The sequence below is a fragment of the Shimia sp. MMG029 genome (genome assembly GCF_027947445.1).
Lineage (GTDB): Bacteria > Pseudomonadota > Alphaproteobacteria > Rhodobacterales > Rhodobacteraceae > Shimia.
This window is the reverse complement of sequence record NZ_JAQJIM010000008.1, coordinates 197,222-219,957: the sequence shown is the minus strand read 5'-3', so window position 1 is coordinate 219,957 and position 22,736 is coordinate 197,222. Positions and strand designations below refer to the sequence as shown.

Sequence of the window (22,736 nt, the reverse complement as noted above, 5' to 3'; positions counted from 1 at the left end):
CTCCTGTAGCTTCAATGTTCGAGAATAGGAGGTGGGTCGCGAGACTGCCGACTTTATTGCTAGAACTGGCGCACACTTCGACAGGATAGCTTCCTTGGCGTTTGAGGTGTCGCCTGCTTTCACGCCTGTCATCTCAATACCCACCCTGTATGTCGTCGATGGCGGCTGAATCCAGAGAGCTTTGCGAAACACCCAAAGCGCAAAACAGATCCGCAGGGGTTATATGTATATCTGGCACCACTACCCACCTTATATGTGTAATCTGAATTTTAGATAATCTGAAAATGAGATTACTGGAAGTGTCCGAAGCATCTTACGGACACTCAATTGACCAAAACACTCCACACCAACGGACATTTGGCACTCATTGAAGCGCTCATTTCTGCCCGTAAATCCCAAAATCTCTCACAAGCAGCCTTGGCAGAGCGGTTAAGGTGCCATCAATCGTTCGTCGCACGGATCGAGTCGGGGCAGCGGCGTATTGATGTGCCAGAATTGGTGATCATAGCGCGGGCGCTTGATGTTCTTGCGGAACACTTTTTCGAAGCCGTCATTAAGGCAGTGCCACCGGGTGAACGGATGTAACGATCTGATTCCATTTACCAATCATGCAATCCATAAAGGATTTTCACGACTTTGGGCGTGACCGAAACATGATTTTCGCGTCCAAAATTTGCTCAAACCCCATACTCAAAATAGCGACGGCTTCACCCTGAAAGCATCGTTGTGAAGCCGCTCAATGTACAACCTATGTGTAGATAGTGGACCCAAGTTAGAACGAAATGGGCAAACTATGGGTCATTTCACACCACAACTAGACTAGCAGGCGTTCAGATCACCCGCACTTGCTGTAGCCGCAGCTGGTGCATGTCATACATCCCTCGATCATTTGCAGAGAAAAGTCCCCGCAAGAAGGGCAGGCTTTGCCGCGTGGGGTGTTGCCGACACTTACGGCCTCAGCCTTTGGGTCAGACTTCAGCCCCATGCCTTCCCCGTCTATGAAGCCGATCGTGATCATGTGGCGCTCTAGCACCCCGCCGATGGCTGCGAGAATCGAGGGGATGTATTTGCCTTCCATCCAGGCGCCGCCGCGCGGGTCAAACACAGCTTTGAGCTCTTCCACCACAAAGGACACGTCTCCACCGCGACGGAACACCGCCGAAATCATCCGAGTGAGTGCCAAAGTCCAGGCGTAATGCTCCATGTTCTTGGAGTTGATGAACACTTCAAACGGGCGGCGGCGGCCGTTGATGATCACATCATTTACGGTCAGGTAAATTGCATGCTCGCTGTCGGGCCACTTGAGCTTATAGGTCGCCCCTTCGAGGCTCTGTGGACGCTCTAGCGGCTCGCTCATGTAGATCACCTCACCGCTGTCAGCGACTTGATCGGCGGGCTGTTCACCCGGTGCCTTTTCGTCGCTTTCAGAAACGGTCAGAACCGAGCCGGTCACGTCGTTCGGGCGGTACGTGGTGCAGCCCTTGCAGCCCGTATCCCAGGCCTGCATGTATACGTCTTTGAAGGCGTCAAAGCTGATGTCTTCGGGGCAGTTGATGGTCTTTGAGATCGAGCTGTCGATCCACTTCTGCGCCGCCGCCTGCATGCGCACATGCGCCGCTGGCTCCAGAGTTTGCGCGTTCACGAAGTAGTCCGGCAGCTCCTTGTCGCCAAACTTGTCGCGCCACAATTGCACAGCATAATCAACGACTTCTTCCTCTGTGCGGGAGCCGTCCTTCTGCAAGACCTTGCGGGTGTAGGCATAGGCGAACACCGGCTCGATGCCCGAACTTACGTTGCCTGCATAAAGGCTGATGGTGCCGGTCGGAGCGATCGAAGTCAAAAGTGCATTGCGGATGCCATGCTCTGCAATCGCCGCTTTCACGTCCTCGTCCAGATCCTGCACCATGCCGCCGGCGAGGTATTTCTCTTTGTCAAAGAGCGGGAACGCGCCCTTTTCCTTGGCCAAATCCACCGACGCCAGATAGGACGCGCGCGCAATCGCTTTCATCCAGGCTTCGGTCTGAGTTGCGGCTTCTTCAGTGCCGTATTTCAGACCCAGCATCAACAGCGCATCTGCCAGACCGGTCACGCCAAGTCCGATGCGGCGCTTGGCTTGGGCTTCCTGTGCCTGCTGCTCCAGCGGAAACTTGGAGGCATCCACCACATTGTCCATCATCCGCACAGCGGTTGCCACCAGCTCAGTCAGCGCCGCTTCATTCAGTTCGGCCGCCGTCTCAAACGGATCGGTCACCAAGCGCGCGAGGTTGATCGAACCCAGCAGGCACGCCCCATAAGGCGGCAGCGGTTGCTCCCCGCACGGGTTGGTCGCCGCGATCTCTTCCACATAGCTCAGGTTGTTGCGCTGGTTGATGCGGTCGATGAAGATCACGCCCGGCTCGGCATAATCATAGGTGCTCTGCATGATCTTGTTCCACAGATCACGCGCCTGAACCGTGTGATACACGCGGTCTTTGAAAACCAGCTCCCAAGGGCCATCCGCCTTCACCGCTTCCATGAACGCATCGGTCACCAGCACGGACATGTTGAACATCCGCAGACGCGCCGGATCGGACTTCGCTGTGATGAAATGTTCAATATCAGGATGGTCACAGCGCATGGTCGCCATCATCGCGCCACGGCGGCTGCCCGCGCTCATGATGGTGCGGCACATCGCATCCCAAACATCCATGAACGATAGCGGGCCAGAGGCATCCGCAGCCACGCCTTTTACATCCGCACCGCGCGGACGAATGGTGGAGAAATCATAGCCAATACCGCCGCCCTGCTGCATGGTCAGCGCCGCCTCTTTGAGCATGTCAAAGATGCCGGACATGCTGTCCGGAACCGTGCCCATCACAAAGCAGTTGAACAATGTCACCTGACGCGCGGTGCCCGCACCTGCGGTGATGCGACCGGCGGGGAGATATTTGAAATCTTCCAACGCGGCGTAAAACTTGCCTTCCCACTTAGTCGGGTCTTTTTCCACGCGCGCAAGGTCACGCGCGATCCGCCGCCAGCTGTCCTCCACCGACAAATCAATCGGTGTGCCATCCGCCTCTTTGAAGCGATATTTCATATCCCAGATTTGCTCGGCAATAGGGGCGGCGAAACGGCTCATCCTGGCGTCCTCGGCGGTTCTGCAATGATGGTTAGGGGGGACACTCTATAGCAAAGTGGCGCTGGGTGACAACGCTAAATGGAGCAAAGCTTATACCGGCAATGCTTTATTTTGATATTGAAGGCACGATCACACACTATATAATGTGGTGTCGGTGCATAAAACTGTGGGAAAGCTGTGGATAAAGTTGTCCATCTTGTAAAACTCTCTGTGGGTTCGGAAAGCCCAGAAACGCTTGTCGCATGGCAGCACACATATGCCGCGAGTTTCCCAGATGGGCTGCCACGGCATATCACGCGTATGTGGCCAAAGCGCGAGTCTGAGATTTTGAACGGCGGTTCAATCTATTGGGTGATCAAAGGCAGCATTCAGTGTCGGCAGCGCATAGTAAGGCTAGACGAAGTGACCGGGGCAGATGGTGTTCGTCGCTGTGCAATCGTGCTCGATCCAGAGATTTATCTTACTCAAGCCGCACTCAAGCGCCCCTTTCAAGGGTGGCGGTACCTGAAGCCTGAGGATGCGCCCGCAGATTTACCTGTGAGCCGCGTAAATGACGATATCTTGCCGGATGAGTTGAACCGAGCATTGGCTGAGATCGGAGTGCTCTGAGCCTTGATGTCAATTTGAATTCATTGCTTACGCTCACACCAGCCAGCTCTGTAGTTGGCTGATGTGAGCGCGGAGCATCTGGGTAAGTGTTGGGTAGGCGCCCGGTCTATTGAGCCGCCACAGCGGAAGTGCCCTCATCGGCTTCACCGAAGCCTTTGGGAACGGGCAAATCAGGCAAACCTGCTGCGCGCTTCTGAAGTGCGCGCCCAATCACAACACGACTGATCTCGGTTGTCCCGTCAACAATACGCAGCATTTGCGCAAGGCGCGACAAGCGATCCAGCCCATAAGGCTGCAAAAGACCCATGCCGCCTAGCACTTGGGTGCAGGTATTAGCGGCTTTGACAGCCGCGTCAGGAACAAAGCGCTTGGCGTGCGCCGCCATCAAAGGACCCTCAGGCGTTCCCAGAGCCTCGGCGGCTTTACGATAAAGCAGCTTGGACGCTTCTAGATCGGTGGCAACTTCGCCTAGCATCCACTGGATCCCATCAAGATCGAGGTTCTTGCCACCAAACATTTTGCGATTTTTGGCATAGGAAAGCGCGGTATCCAGAGCGGCTTGCATCAACCCGCAGCAACCTGAGGCAATTGATACCCGCGCAATGTCGATGGCCATGAGAGACCCCTGAAATCCCTGACCGATTGGCAGAATGATATTGTCTTCGCTCACCACAACATTGTCGAAGTACATTTCAGCCAGTGGGAGAAAATTGTAGGAGGCTGTGTCGTAGCGCGGGCCAAAGCTGACACCGGGCGCGTCGGCGGGGATGGCGATCATCGCCATGTCTTTGTGGCCGGTTGCATCACTTGTTTTGACGACGGTAAAATAGATATCTGCTTCGGTTGCCAAACTCACCCAAGCTTTGGCGCCATTGATGGTCCAAGTCCCATCCCCATTGACGTTCGCGCGGGTGTACATGGTAACGGCATCTGAACCAGACTGAGGCTCAGTTAAGGCGAAATTGGCGAGTTTGCGCCCCGAGGTTAGGTCTTTGGCCCAGTTTTTTTTGAATGTGTCTGTGCCGTAACCACAGCCAGCATAGGTGCAGATGTTGTGCATTGAGAGCGCAAAGGCGTAGGCCCCATCGCCCACGCCCAACTGTTCGTAGACCTGAATTCCCTCCGCGAGAGAGAGGCCCTGTCCGCCCCATTCCTCTGGTGCGTAAAGGCCGGTGAGGCCAGTTTTCCCTGCAAGATCAGATGCGTCGCGAGGCCAGGCGCCTGTTGCGTTCCAAGCGTCGACATTTGGCGAAATTACTTGAGTTGCGTGGTTCTGCGCGGCAGCGAGGATGTGGGCGAGTTTGTCTGACATGCTGAGGTCCTTGTTTGAGCAATAATGTTTGATTACGCCAAGTCACTTGGCGCATAATCCAATGCAATCTCTCTAATGAGCGTTCTTTCGCAGTATGTTAGAATTTAAGTTCGCCAAGAACCATCTCAGGATCAGACATCATTCTTTCCAAAAGTGACAAATTAGACAGCTGGGATCGCAGTCCTTCGATAGGAGTTTGGTGTGTTGCCCGTCCACCTTTGGAACGCCTTGTGGAAATTGGCACCAGATGAAAAACCCAAGTCATGAGCGATAGCGTCTATGGTTTTGTCACCCGCCTGGAGATCACGTATCGCAATGTCTCGACGCAGTGCATCTTTGATCAGTTGGAAAGACGTGCCATCAGTGTCGAGCCGTCGCATCAAGGTGCGGGGGGTCATATGCAAGGCGTGCGCGGCATTGGCTAGATTTGCTTCACTCCACTCGGTGGCTACAAGAAAGCTACGTACGCGCAGGGCTTGCGTGTGTGCGCTTGAGCGCGTGAAGATCCAATCTCGCGGGGCATTTTCTAAAAACACACCAAGGTCTGGCGCACTGCGCAAGTGCACTGGCCCCAAAACTGTTTTGTCAAAGGCAATACTTGTGTTTGTGCACCCAAAACAAACTGGAGCCGGGAAGATGACAGCATAGTCCTCTTCAAAATTTGGCAGTTCAAAAGCGAAGGTCACGGCGTGCACAGCAACCTCATGACGCGCCAGCCAAGACAGCAGGCCATGTGCCAATTTCAATATCAGCATATGCCCAAATCGTTGCGGCGGTTGGCTGTCCTGCGGCTCAAGTTGAAGCACCAACGTTTCTTCACGTTCGCTCAGGGAGAATTGGTAATCATCCAGCAGTAGATTCCAGAATGTTGAAAACCGATAAAGCGCAGAAGAGAGTGATGTCGCTTCACGCACAGAAGTAAGAAGGTGTTGCAATGCCCGCGGCCGAATTGGACGAGACCACAAGCCCATCATTTCGTCTTCTGTTTCTACAGCAGCGAGTTGATAAAGGCGCACAATCTGATCCAAAGTAACACGCCTCTGAGAATTTGCATCAAATGGTGGCAGATCAGAGCGCTCCAAAAGCGATTGCAGATGAGACGCCGAACACAACGTCTCGAGCGCGACGAGCCAGTCCTGAATGAAATCCTGCGAAACCGTTGAAAAGAGTGTAGGGGCAGGGTGGTTCATTGGAGGCTCAGCATTCGTTGCTTTAGATTGTTGATGGCGAGCATTGCGCAGCTCTCTGGCGTTTTCAACGTGCGGAACTGGTTAGCGTTTTTGGCGTTCGCGTTTGAAATTTATGGATCGGGTGCTGCCACCGCTCGCAAGTAAAGGTGCCAAGTTGTATGTCCGAGGACCGGCAAAGTCACGAAAAGTCCCAGAAACGCAGGCAACAGTGATGCAATTAAGACCGCCGAACTTATGGCTGCCCATGAAAGCATAACCAATGGGCTTGCTGCGACTGAGCGGACTGATGTGATCATCGCAGTTACAAAGTCGATCTCGCGATCCAACAGCATCGGCATCGCAACAACAGTCACAGAAAAAAGGACCGCCGTAAGAGCAGCGCCTACAAGCGTACCAATCGCGAGGAACATCCATCCCTGCGGGGTGAAAAAGACGATACCAAGGAACCCCTCTAGATTAGAGAAGGAGGAGCCTTGTAGCAAAATCGCAAGCCACAACCTGATTTGGTAAACCCATACCCAAAAGATGAAGAGGGTGACAAATGCCATCCAACCCATCTCTCTTTTTCGTTGCCGCACAATGACCGAAAAAATATCGCGCCAGCCAAAAGACGACCCTTGGTGAATGCGTCGGGACATCTCATATAGTCCAGCAGCAGCAAAGGGTGCCACTAGCGGGAAACCCACCGCCGCAGGGACAATCATCCACGCTTTGCCGAGCCCAAATAAGCACCAAACAAATAAAACGCCAAAAGCAGCGTAGAACAAACCGAAGAAGGCACTCATCACGGGACGCGCGTAATAATCGCGCATCCCAGCGGCCAGTGATAGGTGGATATCACCTACTGTCACTTTGTTGATCTTGGGTTGGCGATTGGGAGGGGCGATTTTACCGCCTTCTGGGCGTTCTTCGATCTGGTCTAACGGCATGAGATACTCCTCCCAAAGTACGCTCGCTAAGCACAGTCTGCCGGAGATGCGTGCACCGGGCAAGAGGACGACAACCTTTGCAAAGTGTCTGGCAATCTATGCACCAGTGATCCTCGGTATTAGCTGAATTGAGCTCGGCAAATGCTGAATTAAGAGAAATGAAAAGTTTACAGCAACGTCGCGATTGAAAGTTGCGCAACTTCGCGATAGAAGGCGTCATCCAGCAAACAGATCTCGCACTGCGTGAAACATCTGTCCGCCAGGCTCTCCCCATATCATCCGAACGGTTTTTCTCCTTTTTTAAGGGGACTGTCCGACTGCCAAACTGCGAGCCATCTGACAACATGATCCAAAACACCGGCCTATATGACCCCACACTTGAACATAGCGCATGCGGCGTTGGCTTCCTGACACGTAAGGACAGCAAACAAACACGTGCCTTGTTGGAAAAAGGACACGAGGCGCTATGCGCTGTGCCGCATCGTGGCGGTATGTCTTCGGAAGGGGTTGGCGATGGGGCGGGGATCTCGGTTGATCTGTCGCTGGACTACTTCAGTAAGCTCGTTGGCAAACCGCTGAAGGCAGGGGCGTTTGGTGTAGGCAACTTCTTTCTACCTTCAGATGCGAGCCAGCACGAAGTGGCCGCACAGTTGGTAATTGCTTGCCTTGAGAACGAAGGTTTTGAGATCTTGCAAACGCGCGAAGTTGCCGTGGACAACACAGCAATTGGTGCGCGGGCGGTGAAATGGCAATTGCCTATCCGGCAGTGGGTTTTTGAGCCTCGTAATGCGATCAGTGCAGCCGACCTTGACCAAGCCATTCATCGCGCCCTCTTGGCGATTGAGGCCGTCGCATACACCACACCCGCGCTTGATGGTCTTTATCCGCTGTCGCTTTCTGCGCGGACGCAAGTTTTAAAAGGCCGCCTGAATTCCTGGGAGATCATTCCGTATTTCAAGGACTTGTCTGACCCGGACCATGCGGTTCATACAATGTATTTCCACACGCGGTTTTCCACCAACACAGATCCGCACCCCTCTATGGCACAGCCTTTCCGTTTGATGGCGCACAACGGCGAGCTGAACACGGACAAGAAAAACCGGTTGAGCGAGGCGGCAGTGGCTCTGGCGCGTTCAAAGGCGATCGTGCGCCCGAAGGGCCAATCAGACAGCTGCCGCTTGGATCAGACGCTGAATGCGCGTGTTTATGATGAACAGCTGGATCTTGTGACCGCTGTTGTTGCGATGATGCCTCCGGCTTGGGAGAACGACACCCGCCTGTCAAATGATGTGCGGTCCATGCTGGAGTATTTTTCGCTCTTTGAAGAGAAGAATGATGGGCCCGCGGCGTTGGTTTTCGGTGATGGCAATATCATTGGCGCAAGACTTGATCGATTGGGCCTACGGCCCCTCAGGAGTGTCGAAACCGATGATTACCTCGCAGTTATGTCTGAGGCGGGGCAGTTTTATCTGCCGCCTGAAGAGGTGATCCGGCGTGGGCGCGTCGAAGCAGGCGGCATGATTTACTACAATCACGCTGAAGGTCGTATCTATGAGACTGTCGACGCGTTGGAGAAGCTCGCGGCGCAGAAAGACTACACGGCTCTTCTAGAAGCGGCACGGATTACGATTGACAGTCTTCCTGAGGCAGATGTGGATCCAAAAGTTGCGGCGCGCCGCTATGAAGGCGATCTGGAACGTTCCGCACGATACGTGGCCTATACGCTCAATCAGGAAAGCTTCAAATTCCTGATGGACCCGATGCTGCAAACCGGGGTCGAGAAAGTTTCGGCTATGGGATACGGCAACGCGATCAATGCCTTGTCAGACAATGAAGGCGGTGTCGCAAAATACTTCAGTCAGCGTTTTGCGCAGGTCACAAACCCGCCGCTGGATTCGATCCGCGAAGCGGATGGCATGACTTTGCGTGTGGCGCTTGGGGAGAAACCACATCTCGGGCATTCGCGTTCACGTCAGATTGTGATCAACTCGCCGGTTTTGCGCATGGCGGATATGCTCAAAATCAAAGCGCAGGAAGAAACGCCCTGGGCTCGGTTTGATATGCTTTATACGCCAGTTTTCGGCGATCAAACGGCCAATGAAACAGCGCTTGAAAAGGCCATTGATACGGTCTCCGAAGAGGTCGTGGCCTTTGCACGAGACAAAGGCGGTATTGCGATTGTAACGGATCGACATATCAGCCGCGAGAAAGCCGCAATGCCGATGACGCTGGCGATCTCGGCCATCAACCAGCGTCTGATCGAAGAGGGGCTGCGCTTCAAAGTGTCTCTCGTGGTGGAAAGCGGTCAAATCGCGTCATCACATCATATTGCCTGCGCGCTTGGGTTTGGCGCGGCGGCGGTTTACCCGCTAGGTGTGCGAATGCGCGCTGAAGAACTGTTTGGCGAAGGCGATGGATGTACCGAGGCTTACGGTAAATTCAAGAAAGCTGCAGAAAAAGCGCTGATGAAAACCATGGGCAAAGTTGGCCTATGCACAGTGGAAAGCTATTCGGGTGGCGAGTTCTTTGAACCCAACTTCCTTGACACGAATGATCGTGTTTTCAAGAAGTACCTGCCCAACATGAAAACGCCGGTGGGCGGGGTCAGGTTTGAAACCATCGCGCAGTCCGTGGCTGATTGGCATGACCGCGCACTGACGGTGAAGAGCGCCGATGATGTACCAATGCTTGGCTTGTTTAAAGAGCGGTCTGAGGGTGCAGGACACAGCTATGGTACCAACGCAGTGCGCGGTTTTGTGGATCTTACCGAAGAGCCGATCAGCTTTGCCGAAGGAGAGGGAGAAAACGATCCGTTCCGCTTGCTGACCCTGCGCCAGATGGATGATGCCTTTGGCATCTCGGATGCTGGCTATGTCAATACGAGCTTTGACAAGTTGAGTAAGGCGCAGATCGACAGCTTCAAGATCACTCCCGGATATCGTGATTTCAGCCGTCAGATGAGCGAAGAGCGCCATAAACGCCCCGCAGCGCTGCGCGACGTATTGGCCTTCCCGGCTGACATCACCTTCCTTGATAAAGTCGCTGATATAAAAAAGGAAATGATGCTCTTTAACCGAGCCGGCAACAGAGATTTCGTGATCCGAGGCCTGCACGTTGAACAGATTGGTGAGGGGCAATACCAACTGCGGCTCACTGGCCCCAAAGCAAACGATATCGGACGCCTTGACGCTCTGCGTCAAACTTTGGTTGCCCGCTTTGGCGAGGATGTTCTGGATCACACGGTCACTGGCGGCGCGCTTGTGGTGACGGTGAAAGACTGGGCGCTTGACTATGTGTCTCGCATCCGACCAGCACCAGATAAATTGCCACTGGATGCCGTGGAACCCGCATCTGCGATCACACCACGTCTGGCGTCCGGCGCAATGTCCCATGGGGCGCTTGTTGCGACCGCCCATGAGGCGGTGGCCCATGGCACAAATATGGTTGGCGGCATGTCGAACTCCGGTGAGGGCGGAGAGCATATCAGCCGCTACGGGACCATCCGGGCTTCCAAAATCAAACAGTTCGCATCTGGTCGTTTTGGCGTTTGGGCAGGCTATCTCGCTGAGCCAAATCTTGAAGAAATTGAAATCAAGATTGGTCAAGGCGCCAAGCCGGGGGAGGGTGGTCAGCTGCCCGCACCCAAAGTCACCGTCGAAATCGCAGCAGCACGCGGCGGTACACCTGGTGTAGAACTGATTTCCCCACCGCCCCACCACGATACCTACTCAATCGAGGATCTGGGGCAGCTCATTCACGATGCAAAAGCGGCGCGCGTGAAAGTGATTGTAAAACTCGTGTCTTCTGAGGGCATCGGCACCATTGCGGTGGGTGTTGCCAAAGCGGGTGCGGATGTCATCAACGTTGCTGGCAGCACCGGGGGCACCGGTGCAGCGTCGGTCACTTCGCTCAAATATACGGGGCGCGCAGCGGAAATTGGCATCGCGGAAGTGCATCAGGCGCTCTGTGCCAATGGTATTCGCCAAAAGGTGAAGCTGCGGTGCTCCGGCGCCATGCAAACCGGGTCTGACGTGGTTAAGGCGGCGCTCATGGGCGGTGACAGCTTTGAGTTTGGCACGACAGCGTTGATGATGCTGAAATGCGTGATGGCCAAAAATTGCAACGTGAAATGCCCGGCAGGGCTGACCACCAATCCAGAAGTGTTCGATGGCGACCCACGTGCGCTGGCGCAATACCTTCTGAATATCGCGCATGAAACCCGTGAAATTCTTGCTGAACTTGGGCTCCAAAGCCTTGCAGAGGCGCGGGGGCGCAGTGATCTGTTGCATTTGCTAGATCACCCTTCTGCGGTAGGTCAGCTTAATTTGCGCGAAATGCTCACCCATGTGCCGGAAAACCCGGTTGAAGATCCGGTGTATCTGGAGCGCGATTTTGCGGTGGATGACATCCTTCTGGAACAGATGCGCACGCGGTTGATCGCTGGTGGGGAAAGCCAGATCGAACTGCGGCCCAATGCGCCGCTCAACAACCGCAATAAATCCGTGGGTGGCCAGCTGGCGATTGATATCGAGCGTCTGCTGAACCACGAGCTTGAGGCGCTGCCGGTCGCGGCCCACCAAGATCTGCGCGGGCGTCGCTTTTTAGACCCGCGCGCCGTTCGTGTGGTGACAAGCGGCTCAGCCGGGCAAAGTTTCGGAGCCTTCTGCAACGACGGCATGATGTTGGAACACACGGGAACATGTAACGACGGTGTTGGCAAAGGGGCTTGTGGCGGTGAGATCATAGTCCGCTCCCCCGGCGGCGGCTCAGCAAAGGAAAACGTACTGATCGGCAACTTTGCCCTGTTTGGCGCAACCGGCGGACGGACTTTCATCGAGGGGCAAGCGGGTGACCGTTTTGCCGTGCGCAATTCTGGTGCAACTGCTGTTGTCGAGGGCGTTGGTGATTTCTGCGCCGAATATATGACCAACGGTGCGATCTTGAATCTCGGCGACTTTTCAAAGGGCTATGGCAACGGTATGTCTGGAGGTTTCGCTTATCAATATGACCCAGAAGGTCGGCTGGCTGATATGATCAGCCATGACTCTGTCTTCATGGGGACATTGGTCGACGGGTCTGAAGAGGCTACCGTTCATCGGGATGCGGTGTATCAGTTGCTGAACTGGCACCACGAGGCCACAGGCTCTGCCAAGGCGCGGGACTTGCTATCCAATTGGGAAGACGCGCAAAAGCACATGGCCTGGGTCATGCCAAAGGCGCTGCTGCAGTATCAGGACGCCGACGAGATACTCAAATCCAAGAGCCGCAAGGATCTGGTGGAAGAGCTCTCGACAGCCTTGGCCGAACATCAGATTTCTGCGCTCAAGAAAGCATGGAAGTCCGGCCGTCCGGTCCACAAAGGGGTGACTCCGGACTACGGCGAAATGGATACGGAAGAAATGTTCCGTCTCATCAACAGTTATTCCGTGCTGGAAATGGCGCAGACCCTCGCCGCCAAACGCATAGGAAAAACAGCGGATCGACTGGCGTTGGATAAAACCGCACGCAATTTGGTGCTGACTGAGGACTTTAGCCTGATGCTCGACCTGTCCAAACACGCCAAGAAAGCTGTGAATGATTACGACGACCTCGGTTTGGCGACGCTGGTAGCGCACAAACGACTGAGCGACTTCAAACGGGCTTTGTCTATGCGCAACATCCTGAGCATGGACAGCCCCGGGACCTACAGCTGGATCCTGCATCAGGACACCAAAAACCGGAACGCGCTTGGTACAATTCCAAGCTTTGATGAACTGTTCGCCCAAAATGCGCTGCCAGAGATGGTGGCCCGGACGGCAGCGGAGTAAAGATATGAACGCCCCCTATATTCCAGATGATGCGCCGTTTTCTGGCGAGCAACGCACTTGGCTTGGTGGATTTTTGGCGGGGTTGCACTCGCGTCTGTCTATCGGAGGAACGACGAGCGCTGCGACTGCGCCTGAACAGGTGAAGGCCAAGCCTCTGGACATCTTGTTTGGCACGCAAACAGGCAACGCCGAAGAGGTTGCCAATGACGCAGCAGAATTGGCCAAAAGCAAGGGTTTTGCGCCGCGTGTGACGGAACTTGACGCTGTTGAGATGGATCAACTGGCGGCAATGGAAAACGTGATTGTGGTCATTTCAACCTATGGCGAAGGTGAAATGCCAGATAATGCCGAACTCTTCTGGGACGCACTCTCGGCAGAAACGGCGCCGCGTTTGGCGAACCTGAATTACGGCGTTCTGGCTTTGGGGGACACGAGCTACGAGTTTTTCTGTCAGGCGGGCAAGCTGATTGACACGCGACTTGAGCAACTTGGGGCGAAACGTCTGGCAGTTCGTGTCGATTGCGACATCGATTTCGAAGATGCCGCTGCTGAATGGTTGGCTGCGACGATCCCTGATGTAGATGATGCTGCCCAGAGTACGACGGCGGCGCCTGAAACGCAGACCGCTACATCCAAAACTGAAAAATCAGCTTACTCACGCAAATCTCCCTTTCTGGCCAAAGTGGCGGACAACCAAATTCTCTCGGGTGCGCAGTCAGCCAAGGAAATTCGCCACATCGCGTTTGATCTGGGAGAAAGCGGAATGACTTACGAGGCAGGGGATGCCTTGGGAGTGATGCCGGTGAATGCGCCGGATTTGGTGAGTGGCATTCTAAAGCGCTTGGGTGTTGCAGAAGACACCGACGTGGCCGGTCGAGATCAAGCACTTGGTGCACTATTGTCAACTGGTCTGGAGATCATGACACCTTCACGTGATCTCATTCGCGCGCTGGAACCGTTGGCAAATCATGATGAATTTAGCCATGTTGTTGGCAATGGTGACAAAGAAGCATTGGAGGCATTTCTTTGGGGCAAGGACAGCCTTGACCTGCTTAACTTAAATCCAAATCTGGCACTGGATGTCGAAGAGTTTGTCAGTTGGCTCAAGCCGCTGCAGCACCGGGCTTATTCAATTTCTTCAAGTCCAAAGGCTCATGCTGGTGAGGTCCACTTAACGGTTGCTGCAGTGCGTTGGAACTACAATCACCGCGTGCACAATGGTGTTTGCTCTACATTCCTTGCCGATCAGGTGCCAAAAGGTGCAACCGCCGGTATTTTTATGTCGCCAAACAAAAGCTTCCGCGTGCCGCAGGACAATGATGTGCCCATGATTATGGTCGGACCAGGGACTGGTATTGCGCCGTTCCGTGCATTCTTGGAAGAGCGCCGCGAGCTTGGCGCACAAGGCGCAAACTGGCTGTTTTTTGGCGATCAGCATCGCGAAAGTGACTTCATTTATGAAGACGAGATCAGCGCCATGAGCGCTTCGGGTTTGTTGACGCGACTTGATCTTGCGTTTTCTCGTGATCAGGCCGAGAAAATTTACGTTCAAAATCGCATGCTTGAAAATGGCAAGGCACTGTTTGGCATGTTGCAGGAAGGCGGGCATTTCTATGTTTGCGGCGATGCAACCAGGATGGCGAAAGACGTGGATCAAGCCCTGCACCAGGTGATTGCCGATCACGGTGGCCTCTCACAGGAAGGCGCAACTGACTATGTAAATACGCTCAAACGCGAAAAACGCTATGTGCGAGACGTTTACTAAGGTGATGGTCGAGGACTGAGCCAAAGATGTCTGAGTGCTGTACTGCTGACCGTTGTTTTCGAAAGCTGTCGCGGGAGGCCCCCGCAAGCTTGGCTGAGTTGCGTAGCCTTGTTGGGGTCACAGCACTCGGCCTCGATATGGAAACACTCGCGTTATTGGGCACTCAGTTCGATGACGCTTTGATTACAACGCGCAATGAGAGTGCTTTGATCTCGGGGCGGGGCGGATATGCGCCGCTCCAAACGACCGCTATGCCGTTTCGTATCAGTTCACGTAGGGTGTCCTTACGCCTGGATCCCGGAGCACCGCTATCGTTGAGCCGGAGCGCTCTGAGTTCGGTTGCTCGTTTGCCCGGTAGCCTTGTGGCTGCAGGTGTGACGGGCACCATTCATCATCGCGTGCAGTTTGTGAAAGAATATGATGAGCGCGTTGCGCTCTCTTTGGATCCCACCTCTTCTTGCCCCCCAGCGGGGGCAGAGCCAGAAGATACGGCAGCCAATGTAATCCCTTTGAATGCTGTTCGCCAAGCGCGTCAGCATTGGGATCGCAACGATGCCGGTATGCATCTGAATGAAATAATGCGCATGCAAGGCAGGGTTAGAAGGCAAAACCTGCCTTATCTCGGAGCCAATAGGGCCTGGCGAGTCTTGCCAGCCGTGTTACCGAGCCTGCTGACATACCTCAAAGATCGCAAACGCGCGTTTGTCAGGATGGTACCGTCTGGTGGCGTTCTGCAGGCGCAGACGGGATCTATTGAAACGATTGCGACGCTCGGCAACTTCTGGATTGTGGGATGTGGCAGGTCAATGTTCTCCATGGATTTTAATGCCGTGAAAGAAGTCTGGGTGACGGCTTCTGCATTGCATTGGCAACTGGAGCTCTACGATATGGATCAAAAGTGTTTTGCCGCCATGGCCGCCGATCCCTGGTCCGCTCCAAGGGAATGGCGAGAGTTGCTGACATCGCTACCGCGGCTCAATTAGATGCTCTCTGCGTGTCTTTGTAACACCCATGCGTATTGGTAAGAGTTTGTAAACCAAAGACCAGCTCGATGAGGGCGCCGACGTGACCGACCAAAATCGCATGATGGTTCCAAATCGCACCTACGCGAAACCAAAGCACGCCTCGAAGACGAAAGCAGATACAGTCAAGGGAGCCGTATTTGCTCCAGTCAGATCAGCCCCAAGCAGTTGGGATCTATGTTTGAGAAGAGGTGGTCTGGCGCACGGCGACTGGGGCCGGATCAAGAGCGGTTGAGGCGCGCTGAAAGCACGTTGAGCCCATCGATCAGTTCGTCATAGGTCCCTGTGTCAGCCATGAATTCGCGCAATTGTTGGTTCAAGCCTCCTGGCGTGTTGAGAGACGACACCAAATTTGACATGACATTTGGAGTCGTTATGGGCTCTGCCATGATAGAGCCACCGATCAAAAGTCTAAGGAACTGCTCTGCAGCAACTGGGTCTTCCGTTTTCTCACTAAGCCAATCAACGCTGACAGCCATGAGCTTTGCAACCACTGAAAGAAGCGCTTGCGCCGCCAGAAACTCATTGAAATCTGCTTCTGATTTCATAGGGATAATGGTGTTGGCACGACCATAGAGCGTTTCGGTTGTGGGGGACTTTGGATAAGTCAGAAGAGGTGACCCCCCTTGAGCGATAGACGGAAACGGGATTACGATCGCTTCAAACGTCGCTGGCGCCACGAGTTTGGCAATTTTCTCGGCAGGCATACCCACCATGAAAGAGAGGACCGTCTGATTTTCGCGAAACGCCAGATCTTCGAGCAGAGCGTCAGCAACCTCGGCTGTGGTGCCTAGGAAAACAACATCACATGTGTCCAAGAGCGCTTGATTGCTTGCGACACGTACGTTTCCATGGCGTTCGGACATGCGCGTCGCATTCGTTTTGCTGCGCTCGCTTACGATGATGTCATGGCCGTCTTCCACCAGACCTTGCGCACAAGCCAGAGCGATGGTTCCAAAACCTAGGTATCCAATTTTCATTTTTGACTGCCACCCTAAACGTATCAGTTATTCTTAAGCACTTTCGGCATACTTAGGACGCAACAGACGCAACATCACTTGTCTCTGTGCCGGTCATGAAAGGCTGCGATGTCTTCTTGCGAAGGCGCTTCCCCTGCAAAGAGTTCAACATAGTATTGCACGCGCCTCAGACGTTCGTCGGGGTCTTCTTGTATATCCATTGAGAAGTAACCAGTCTGCGTGCATATAACTGTCGCGCCGCGAACCTGAGCCTGCTCCGGGGTGTAGCCGTGGCGTAGAAAAACCGCAGTAACGGCTTCAATTCGGTTGTGGTCCACCGCATCTAATCGTTGCTTGATCGCCTTACTTTTACGTGCCCAGTCGCGTATAGCCATGTCTAAATCAGCGTCAAAAAGTGCCGAGTCCAGCCAGCAATCAATCAGATTGAACATTGCTTCGCAAAGGTTGTCGGCGGGCATTTCACAGCGCTCGATTATGCTCGAAGTGTTCGTGACTTCCCAATGTTCAGCCATTGCGATGTGAAGCTCCTCAAGATCTTTGAAGAACCAATAAAACCCCGTCCGCGATAAATTTAGATGACGGGAAAGCGCCATGATGTTCACACCGTCGATGCCCCGGGTGACAAGGAGTTCATTTGCGCCTGCAAGCCATAAGTCTCGTGAGCCGCGTTGCTTCGGGGGAGCTGATTTTGACATTCCCTACCAATATCCTTCTTGACAGATGTGTCAAGAACCGTTGAGGGTAAACTCGACACAAGTGTCAAGATAGCCTTCTGCCAGACGACGGGAACCACAATGTCCAAAGATCCTCTTCTTCAACCTTATCAACTCAAACATTTGACGTTGAAAAACCGGATCATGACAACCAGCCACGAACCGGCATATCCCGTCGACGGAATGCCAAAAGAGCGATACCGCGCCTACCATGAAGAGCGTGCAAAAGCTGGGGTCGCTTTGGCGATGACCGCAGGATCCGCGGCAGTGTCAAAGGACAGCCCGCCCGTTTTCAACAATATCTTGGCATACAAAGACGAGGTGGTTCCCTGGATACGGGACCTCACTGATAGCTGCCACGAACATGGCTGTGCCGTTATGATTCAACTGACCCATTTGGGGCGCAGAACCGCTTGGAATAAGGGAGATTGGTTGCCGTCTGTGTCGTCTTCCAAACATCGTGAACCGGCGCATCGGGCGTTCCCTAAGCTGATCGAAGATTGGGACATTGAACGCATCATTGGTGATTTCGCAGATGCAGCAGAACGCATGCAAGCTGGGGGCATGGATGGTATTGAATTGCAGGTCTATGGCCATCTGTTAGACCAGTTCTGGTCGCCACTCACCAACGACCTGAGCGGGCCCTACGGCGCTGATACACTGGAAAATCGCCTGCGCTTCCCGATGGATGTGCTGGATGCGATCCGCAAGCGTGTTGGGGAGGACTTCATAGTCGGGTTCCGCTACACCGCCGATGAGGCGCAGAAAGGCGGCATCACCGAAGAGGAGGGGATAGAGATTTCCAGGCGATTGGCCGCGACCAACAAACTGGACTTCCTCAATGTCATACGAGGGCGCATCCATACTGATCCTGCAATGACCGACATTATCCCGGTTCAGGGGATGGCAAATGCCCCGCATCTTGATTTTGCAGGCCGTGTGAAAGCCGCGACAGGCATGCCTACCTTTCATGCCGCAAAGATTCCCGATGTAGCGACCGCGCGCCACGCCGTTCAGGCGGGACTTCTGGATATGGTTGGCATGACGCGCGCCCACATGGCCGACCCACATATCGTCCGCAAGATTTCTGAGGGACGCGAGCACGATATCCGGCCCTGTGTGGGCGCCACCTATTGTCTGGACCGCATCTATCAAGCAGGTGAGGCGCTTTGCATTCATAACGCGGCAACCGGGCGGGAACTTACGATGCCGCATGAAATCGCTGTTGCCAAACAAAAACGCCGCGTTGTTGTCATTGGCGCGGGGCCAGCCGGACTTGAGGCGGCACGTGTCGCCGCCATGCGTGGCCATGAAGTCATTGTGTTTGAATTGCAGCCTGACCCAGGCGGTCAAATACGTCTCATCGCCCAGACCCCGCGCCGGCGAGAGATGATGGCAATCATAGACTGGCGCATGGCCCAATGCGCGGCACAAGACGTGGTTTTTAGGTTCAACACATGGGCAGAAATCAATGATATCATTGAACTTAATCCAGACGTTGTCATTGTGTCGACGGGCGGATTGCCAAATACTGAACTCTTTGAAACTGGGACTGAAGCAAAGCATATCATTACCGCATGGGATCTGATTTCCGGAGACATAAAGCCCGCCAAATCCGTTTTGATTTACGATGAAAGCGGCGATCACGCAGCTTTGCAGGCCGCAGAGCTGGCAGCAGCAGCTGGCAGCAAAGTAGAAATCATGACGCCGGACAGAACTTTCGCTCCAGAAGTCATGGCGATGAACCTCGTGCCATATATGCGCGCGCTACAGGACAAGGACGTCACATTCACAGTCACGCGACGGCTGCTTGGTGTAGAACAAGCTGGCATTCGACTGAATGCGTTGATCGGCACTGACTACAGCGACCATGTCGATACAAAAGAATACGACCAGGTTGTGGTGAACTATGGCACATTGCCCATGGACGATCTTTATTTTGACTTAAAACCATTCAGCACGAATCTCGGCGCTGTCGACTATGATGCATTGATTGGTGGTGCGCCGCAAAAGGCGTTGCGTAATCCGGATGGGCATTTCCAGTTGTTTCGCATCGGCGACGCCGTTTCTGCCCGAAACATACATGCCGCCATTTATGACGCACTAAGACTGGTAAAAGATATTTGAGGACCCAAACCATCCTCAGCAATTCTTTCAGTAAGCTTGGGATCTGATATCAGTTTCCACGCCTCAATATATATAACATAACACTCATTATAGGATTATCGTGCTTACACGTGCCCCCTGTCATCGGGCCTGAATCATAGTAAGCCGAGGCTTTCGCAAGCCTGCGCCTGCAATCACAGAGAAGACGTCTCAGGAAATTCATGCCTGATGCACTCTAAACAACATTTTTCGAAAATTCGGCCCCTTTAGGCTCACCTCCAAAACAACGGCAAACGCCCGCCCTATGGAGCGGTTTGGGTTTGCGACAGTGCCTTGAAGGGAGAAGACAGCGGCGACATCAGGGAGGAGGAGAGATGTCGCCGCGCTTCACACAAAACGCTCAGGGAGGAGGAGAGAGCGCCTTGATATCGGTGAGCCAGAGGCTCGAATTATTGCAGCGGCAGCACCAGGGAGGAGGAGAGGTGCTGCCGCTCTAGTCACAAGAGCTCTCAGGGAGGAGGAGAGAGAGCCCTTGATTTCGTTGGGCTTTCGGAGCCCGGAATTCTGATGCGACGACACCAGGGAGGAGGAGAGGTGCCGTCGCTCTAGTCTCAAGAACTCTCAGGGAGGAGGAGAGAGAGCCCTTGATTTCGTTGGGCTTTTTGTTCAGCCCAAATTTTTTTGCGACGACGCCAGGGAGGAGGAGAGGCGCCGTCGCTTTATTCAAGTCTCTCCAGGGAGGAGGAGAGGAGAGCCTTGAGCTCTTTGGGCCATAGGGGCCCGTTGTTCGCCGCGACGATACCAGGGAGGAGGAGAGGCATCGTCGCAGAATTGGAAAGCCTGAGGGAGGAGTGGCTTCCCAAGAAACTTATGCTTCGCGGCTGGCTTCGATGGCCAGGCGGCGGATCATGGAGCGGCTCATGCCAAGATCGCTCAGTTCGCGATTGGAAAGAGCGCTCAGCTCGTTGTATGTTGTGCGGTACACGCGGTACTGACGAAAGCGCTCTGCCAGGGAGGCAAAAATGCCAGAAAGGCCGGATGCCTTCGGTGCTGCCACTGCGGCGCTGTTTGCTACGTATGCCATAATCGTTACTCGCTGGTGTGAGTGTTATCGTTCGCTTGATGAGGGGTATATGGGATCATGCTGCGGACGCACAATGGCTTCCTTCGCAAACCAGTTATGCATCTATGGAATATCGTACGTTACGTAACGGCACGGTGCACAATAATTGGGCAAGATGCCGTAAACCTTGAAGAAATGTTAAGGAATCCTTAGGTGAGACACGGAAGAGTGTCCGCATTTTGCACTTGCAGCATAGGAGTTGAGCATGCCCGTCACCAAAGAAGATGTGCAGGGGGTGTTGTCCAAGATCGCCTTACCTGATGGGGGCGATTTGATTTCGCGGGATTTCTTGCGCGCGTTGACAATTGATGGCGATACGGTGCGCTTTGTTCTTGAGGCGCCCAATGCAGATATAGCACGGCTGATGGAGCCGTTGCGCAAGGCGGCGGAAGCGTCCGTTGCGCAGTTGCCAGGTGTGGCAAATGTACAGGTTGCATTGACAGCCCATGACAATGCCCCTGCCCCCAAGAAAGCCGCACCCAGTCTGAAGATTGGCGGCCATCCCAAACCACAGGCTGGGCCAATGAAAGTGGCCGGTGTCCAGCGCATTTTAGCAGTGGGATCTGGCAAAGGCGGTGTGGGGAAATCAACTGTATCCTCCAACCTTGCTGTCGCGCTGGCCAAGCAAGGACGCAAGGTGGGTTTGCTGGATGCAGATATATATGGCCCCAGCCAACCGCGCATGATGGGGGTCAACAAACGCCCGGCAAGCCCGGATGGGAAAACCATTATTCCGCTGCAATCTCATGGTGTTACGATCATGTCGCTCGGCTTTATGCTGGAGGAAGACAAACCGGTTGTCTGGCGTGGGCCGATGCTTATGGGGGCGTTGCAACAAATGCTGACACAGGTTCAATGGGGCGAACTTGATGTTTTGATTGTGGACCTGCCGCCCGGTACAGGTGATGTGCAGCTGACCCTGTGTCAGAAAACAGAGCTGACCGGCGCGATTGTGGTGAGCACACCGCAAGATGTGGCCCTGCTAGATGCACGCAAGGCGCTTGGCATGTTTGATCAGCTGAAGACACCTGTCTTGGGACTCATTGAAAACATGAGTCTTTTCCACTGTCCGAACTGTGGGCATGAGTCCCATATCTTTGGGCATGGGGGCGTGGCCGCAGAGGCAGACAAGCTGGGCGTTCCGCTGCTCGGTGCCCTGCCGATTGATCTGGACACGCGCCTTGCCGGAGATGGCGGAACGCCAATTGCCGCCGGAAGCAGCGATATGGCGCAGGCTTATGCACAGATCGCGCAGGGTTTGATCAAAGGCGGGATGGCCTAGGCCATCCCCTGCCCCTCGACGATCCTCGCGACAGCTTTTTGCAGGTGCGTTAACGTTTCAACGCAAGTTTAAAGCCTGAAAAAACAGTGTCGGTATTGCGTCGGTATCACGACTGTATTGCGGAGGTGCAATTTCGCACCCCCGCAAAAAGCTGCACAGTAAACGCAACGCACGCAGCAACGCCAAATCCTGCATGTGATTCTGCCTTAATACTGCGTCGCAGCGCGATCTGCGAGAAAATCGCTCAGTTCGACATAAAGCGTTTTGCGCTCATCCTCTGTCAGAAAGCTGCCAATCTCGACGGTGCGCCCATTGCCGGAGAGCGTGACGTAGTGCGGCACCGGCCCGCCATGAACGTGCATCTGCGTGCGCGCCCAATAAATATTGCAAGACCATTCTGAGGCCGTGCCGCTGGCGGGTTTGTGTGAAAGATGAAGCGTGTCTGCGGCTAAGGACAACGCCTCAAACACATTGCCGTCCTTGTAGGACTTGCGCAGGCCATACCATAGGCCCCAAACCATCAGCAGAATGAAGGGCAAAATGCCCCAGAACAAGACTGTGCCAATCAAGCCGTAGAGCGGTATGGTGCCTGCAGTGAACGCAAACAGCACAATGGCTGCAAAGCCACGATGTGGCAGTGAGCGGTGCGGCCACAATGTGAGCACCGGTTCATTGGCCTCTGAAGCATCTGCCCAACGGTGTGGCATCTGGAAACGTCCCTGGCATAAATCAGATCCCGCGGCGCCCCACTGTGGGGAACGCTGGCTCTACATTGAAAGA

General features: G+C 54.2%; 16 protein-coding genes. 7 read left to right on the top strand and 9 right to left on the bottom strand.

The window, feature by feature from the left end:
• Positions 1-327 precede the first annotated feature (327 nt).
• Entirely contained in the window at positions 328-585 is a 258-nt protein-coding gene (locus PJL69_RS17520) for a helix-turn-helix domain-containing protein (protein ID WP_271310822.1), read from the top strand.
• Positions 586-835: 250 nt separating this feature from the next.
• On the opposite strand, the gene PJL69_RS17515 is transcribed toward PJL69_RS17520, so the two are convergent.
• Positions 836-3,118, bottom strand: coding sequence for an adenosylcobalamin-dependent ribonucleoside-diphosphate reductase (locus PJL69_RS17515; RefSeq protein WP_271310821.1), 2,283 nt, complete (start codon positions 3,116-3,118; stop codon positions 836-838).
• A 177-nt stretch (positions 3,119-3,295) separates the two neighbouring features.
• Here PJL69_RS17515 and PJL69_RS17510 point away from each other — a divergent pair, with 177 nt between their 5' ends.
• Positions 3,296-3,727, top strand: a complete 432-nt coding sequence (locus tag PJL69_RS17510) for a DUF1489 family protein (protein ID WP_271310820.1) — start codon at positions 3,296-3,298, stop codon at positions 3,725-3,727.
• Between the two features lie 106 nt (positions 3,728-3,833).
• Here PJL69_RS17510 and PJL69_RS17505 read toward each other — a convergent pair whose 3' ends face one another.
• The 3 genes from PJL69_RS17505 to PJL69_RS17495 all read right to left on the bottom strand — a co-directional run bounded on the left by PJL69_RS17505 (position 3,834) and on the right by PJL69_RS17495 (position 7,158).
• Positions 3,834-5,039 (bottom strand): acyl-CoA dehydrogenase family protein, encoded by a 1,206-nt coding sequence (locus PJL69_RS17505; protein WP_271310819.1) that lies wholly within the window; start codon positions 5,037-5,039, stop codon positions 3,834-3,836.
• Between the two features lie 161 nt (positions 5,040-5,200).
• Entirely contained in the window at positions 5,201-6,229 is a 1,029-nt protein-coding gene (locus PJL69_RS17500; RefSeq protein ID WP_271310818.1) for an AraC family transcriptional regulator, read from the bottom strand.
• Between the two features lie 110 nt (positions 6,230-6,339).
• On the bottom strand, positions 6,340-7,158 hold the full coding sequence (locus tag PJL69_RS17495) for a DUF2189 domain-containing protein (RefSeq protein WP_271310817.1): 819 nt from the start codon (positions 7,156-7,158) through the stop codon (positions 6,340-6,342).
• A gap of 344 nt (positions 7,159-7,502) precedes the next feature.
• On the opposite strand from PJL69_RS17495, the gene PJL69_RS17490 reads away from it, so the two are divergent.
• The 3 genes from PJL69_RS17490 to PJL69_RS17480 all read left to right on the top strand — a co-directional run bounded on the left by PJL69_RS17490 (position 7,503) and on the right by PJL69_RS17480 (position 15,713).
• Complete coding sequence (locus PJL69_RS17490; protein ID WP_271310816.1) at positions 7,503-12,965, top strand: glutamate synthase-related protein; 5,463 nt, start codon at positions 7,503-7,505, stop codon at positions 12,963-12,965.
• Positions 12,966-12,969: 4 nt separating this feature from the next.
• Positions 12,970-14,730: a sulfite reductase subunit alpha gene (locus PJL69_RS17485; RefSeq protein WP_271310815.1), complete on the top strand. Its 1,761-nt coding sequence runs from the start codon at positions 12,970-12,972 to the stop codon at positions 14,728-14,730.
• 137 nt (positions 14,731-14,867) lie between these two features.
• The gene (locus PJL69_RS17480; protein WP_271310814.1) at positions 14,868-15,713 is read left to right on the top strand and encodes a hypothetical protein; all 846 of its coding nucleotides are present in this window, start codon (positions 14,868-14,870) and stop codon (positions 15,711-15,713) included.
• On the opposite strand, the gene PJL69_RS20410 is transcribed toward PJL69_RS17480, so the two are convergent.
• From PJL69_RS20410 to PJL69_RS17470, 3 genes are all read right to left on the bottom strand, one after another.
• Positions 15,706-15,873: a DUF6552 family protein gene (locus tag PJL69_RS20410; protein WP_441347506.1), complete on the bottom strand. Its 168-nt coding sequence runs from the start codon at positions 15,871-15,873 to the stop codon at positions 15,706-15,708. The genes PJL69_RS17480 and PJL69_RS20410 overlap by 8 nt on opposite strands.
• Before the next feature lie 100 nt (positions 15,874-15,973).
• Positions 15,974-16,732, bottom strand: a complete 759-nt coding sequence (locus tag PJL69_RS17475) for an NAD(P)-binding domain-containing protein (protein ID WP_271310813.1) — start codon at positions 16,730-16,732, stop codon at positions 15,974-15,976.
• A gap of 74 nt (positions 16,733-16,806) precedes the next feature.
• Positions 16,807-17,427: a TetR/AcrR family transcriptional regulator gene (locus PJL69_RS17470; protein ID WP_271310812.1), complete on the bottom strand. Its 621-nt coding sequence runs from the start codon at positions 17,425-17,427 to the stop codon at positions 16,807-16,809.
• Between the two features lie 99 nt (positions 17,428-17,526).
• On the opposite strand from PJL69_RS17470, the gene PJL69_RS17465 reads away from it, so the two are divergent.
• Positions 17,527-19,572, top strand: a complete 2,046-nt coding sequence (locus PJL69_RS17465) for an NADH:flavin oxidoreductase (protein ID WP_271310811.1) — start codon at positions 17,527-17,529, stop codon at positions 19,570-19,572.
• An 847-nt stretch (positions 19,573-20,419) separates the two neighbouring features.
• Here the strand turns inward: PJL69_RS17465 and PJL69_RS17460 are convergent.
• Complete coding sequence (locus PJL69_RS17460; RefSeq protein WP_209099502.1) at positions 20,420-20,635, bottom strand: DUF1127 domain-containing protein; 216 nt, start codon at positions 20,633-20,635, stop codon at positions 20,420-20,422.
• 244 nt (positions 20,636-20,879) lie between these two features.
• Between PJL69_RS17460 and PJL69_RS17455 the strand changes: the two genes are divergently transcribed.
• Entirely contained in the window at positions 20,880-21,956 is a 1,077-nt protein-coding gene (locus tag PJL69_RS17455) for an Mrp/NBP35 family ATP-binding protein (protein ID WP_271310810.1), read from the top strand.
• Positions 21,957-22,162: 206 nt separating this feature from the next.
• Here PJL69_RS17455 and PJL69_RS17450 read toward each other — a convergent pair whose 3' ends face one another.
• The gene (locus PJL69_RS17450; protein WP_271310809.1) at positions 22,163-22,663 is read right to left on the bottom strand and encodes a DUF2244 domain-containing protein; all 501 of its coding nucleotides are present in this window, start codon (positions 22,661-22,663) and stop codon (positions 22,163-22,165) included.
• Positions 22,664-22,736: the final 73 nt, after the last annotated feature.

What these genes read in the sequence shown, in the direction of transcription:
- PJL69_RS17470 (WP_271310812.1), bottom strand. Translation starts at nt 17,427, where the DNA reads ATGTCAAAATCAGCTCCCCCGAAGCAACGCGGCTCACGAGACTTATGG.
- PJL69_RS17450 (WP_271310809.1), bottom strand. Translation starts at nt 22,663, where the DNA reads ATGCCACACCGTTGGGCAGATGCTTCAGAGGCCAATGAACCGGTGCTC.
- PJL69_RS17460 (WP_209099502.1), bottom strand. Translation starts at nt 20,635, where the DNA reads ATGGCATACGTAGCAAACAGCGCCGCAGTGGCAGCACCGAAGGCATCC.
- PJL69_RS17475 (WP_271310813.1), bottom strand. Translation starts at nt 16,732, where the DNA reads ATGAAAATTGGATACCTAGGTTTTGGAACCATCGCTCTGGCTTGTGCG.
- PJL69_RS17495 (WP_271310817.1), bottom strand. Translation starts at nt 7,158, where the DNA reads ATGCCGTTAGACCAGATCGAAGAACGCCCAGAAGGCGGTAAAATCGCC.
- PJL69_RS17480 (WP_271310814.1), top strand. Translation starts at nt 14,868, where the DNA reads ATGGAAACACTCGCGTTATTGGGCACTCAGTTCGATGACGCTTTGATT.
- PJL69_RS17505 (WP_271310819.1), bottom strand. Translation starts at nt 5,039, where the DNA reads ATGTCAGACAAACTCGCCCACATCCTCGCTGCCGCGCAGAACCACGCA.
- PJL69_RS17465 (WP_271310811.1), top strand. Translation starts at nt 17,527, where the DNA reads ATGTCCAAAGATCCTCTTCTTCAACCTTATCAACTCAAACATTTGACG.
- PJL69_RS17455 (WP_271310810.1), top strand. Translation starts at nt 20,880, where the DNA reads ATGCCCGTCACCAAAGAAGATGTGCAGGGGGTGTTGTCCAAGATCGCC.
- PJL69_RS17485 (WP_271310815.1), top strand. Translation starts at nt 12,970, where the DNA reads ATGAACGCCCCCTATATTCCAGATGATGCGCCGTTTTCTGGCGAGCAA.
- PJL69_RS17515 (WP_271310821.1), bottom strand. Translation starts at nt 3,118, where the DNA reads ATGAGCCGTTTCGCCGCCCCTATTGCCGAGCAAATCTGGGATATGAAA.
- PJL69_RS17490 (WP_271310816.1), top strand. Translation starts at nt 7,503, where the DNA reads ATGATCCAAAACACCGGCCTATATGACCCCACACTTGAACATAGCGCA.
- PJL69_RS17500 (WP_271310818.1), bottom strand. Translation starts at nt 6,229, where the DNA reads ATGAACCACCCTGCCCCTACACTCTTTTCAACGGTTTCGCAGGATTTC.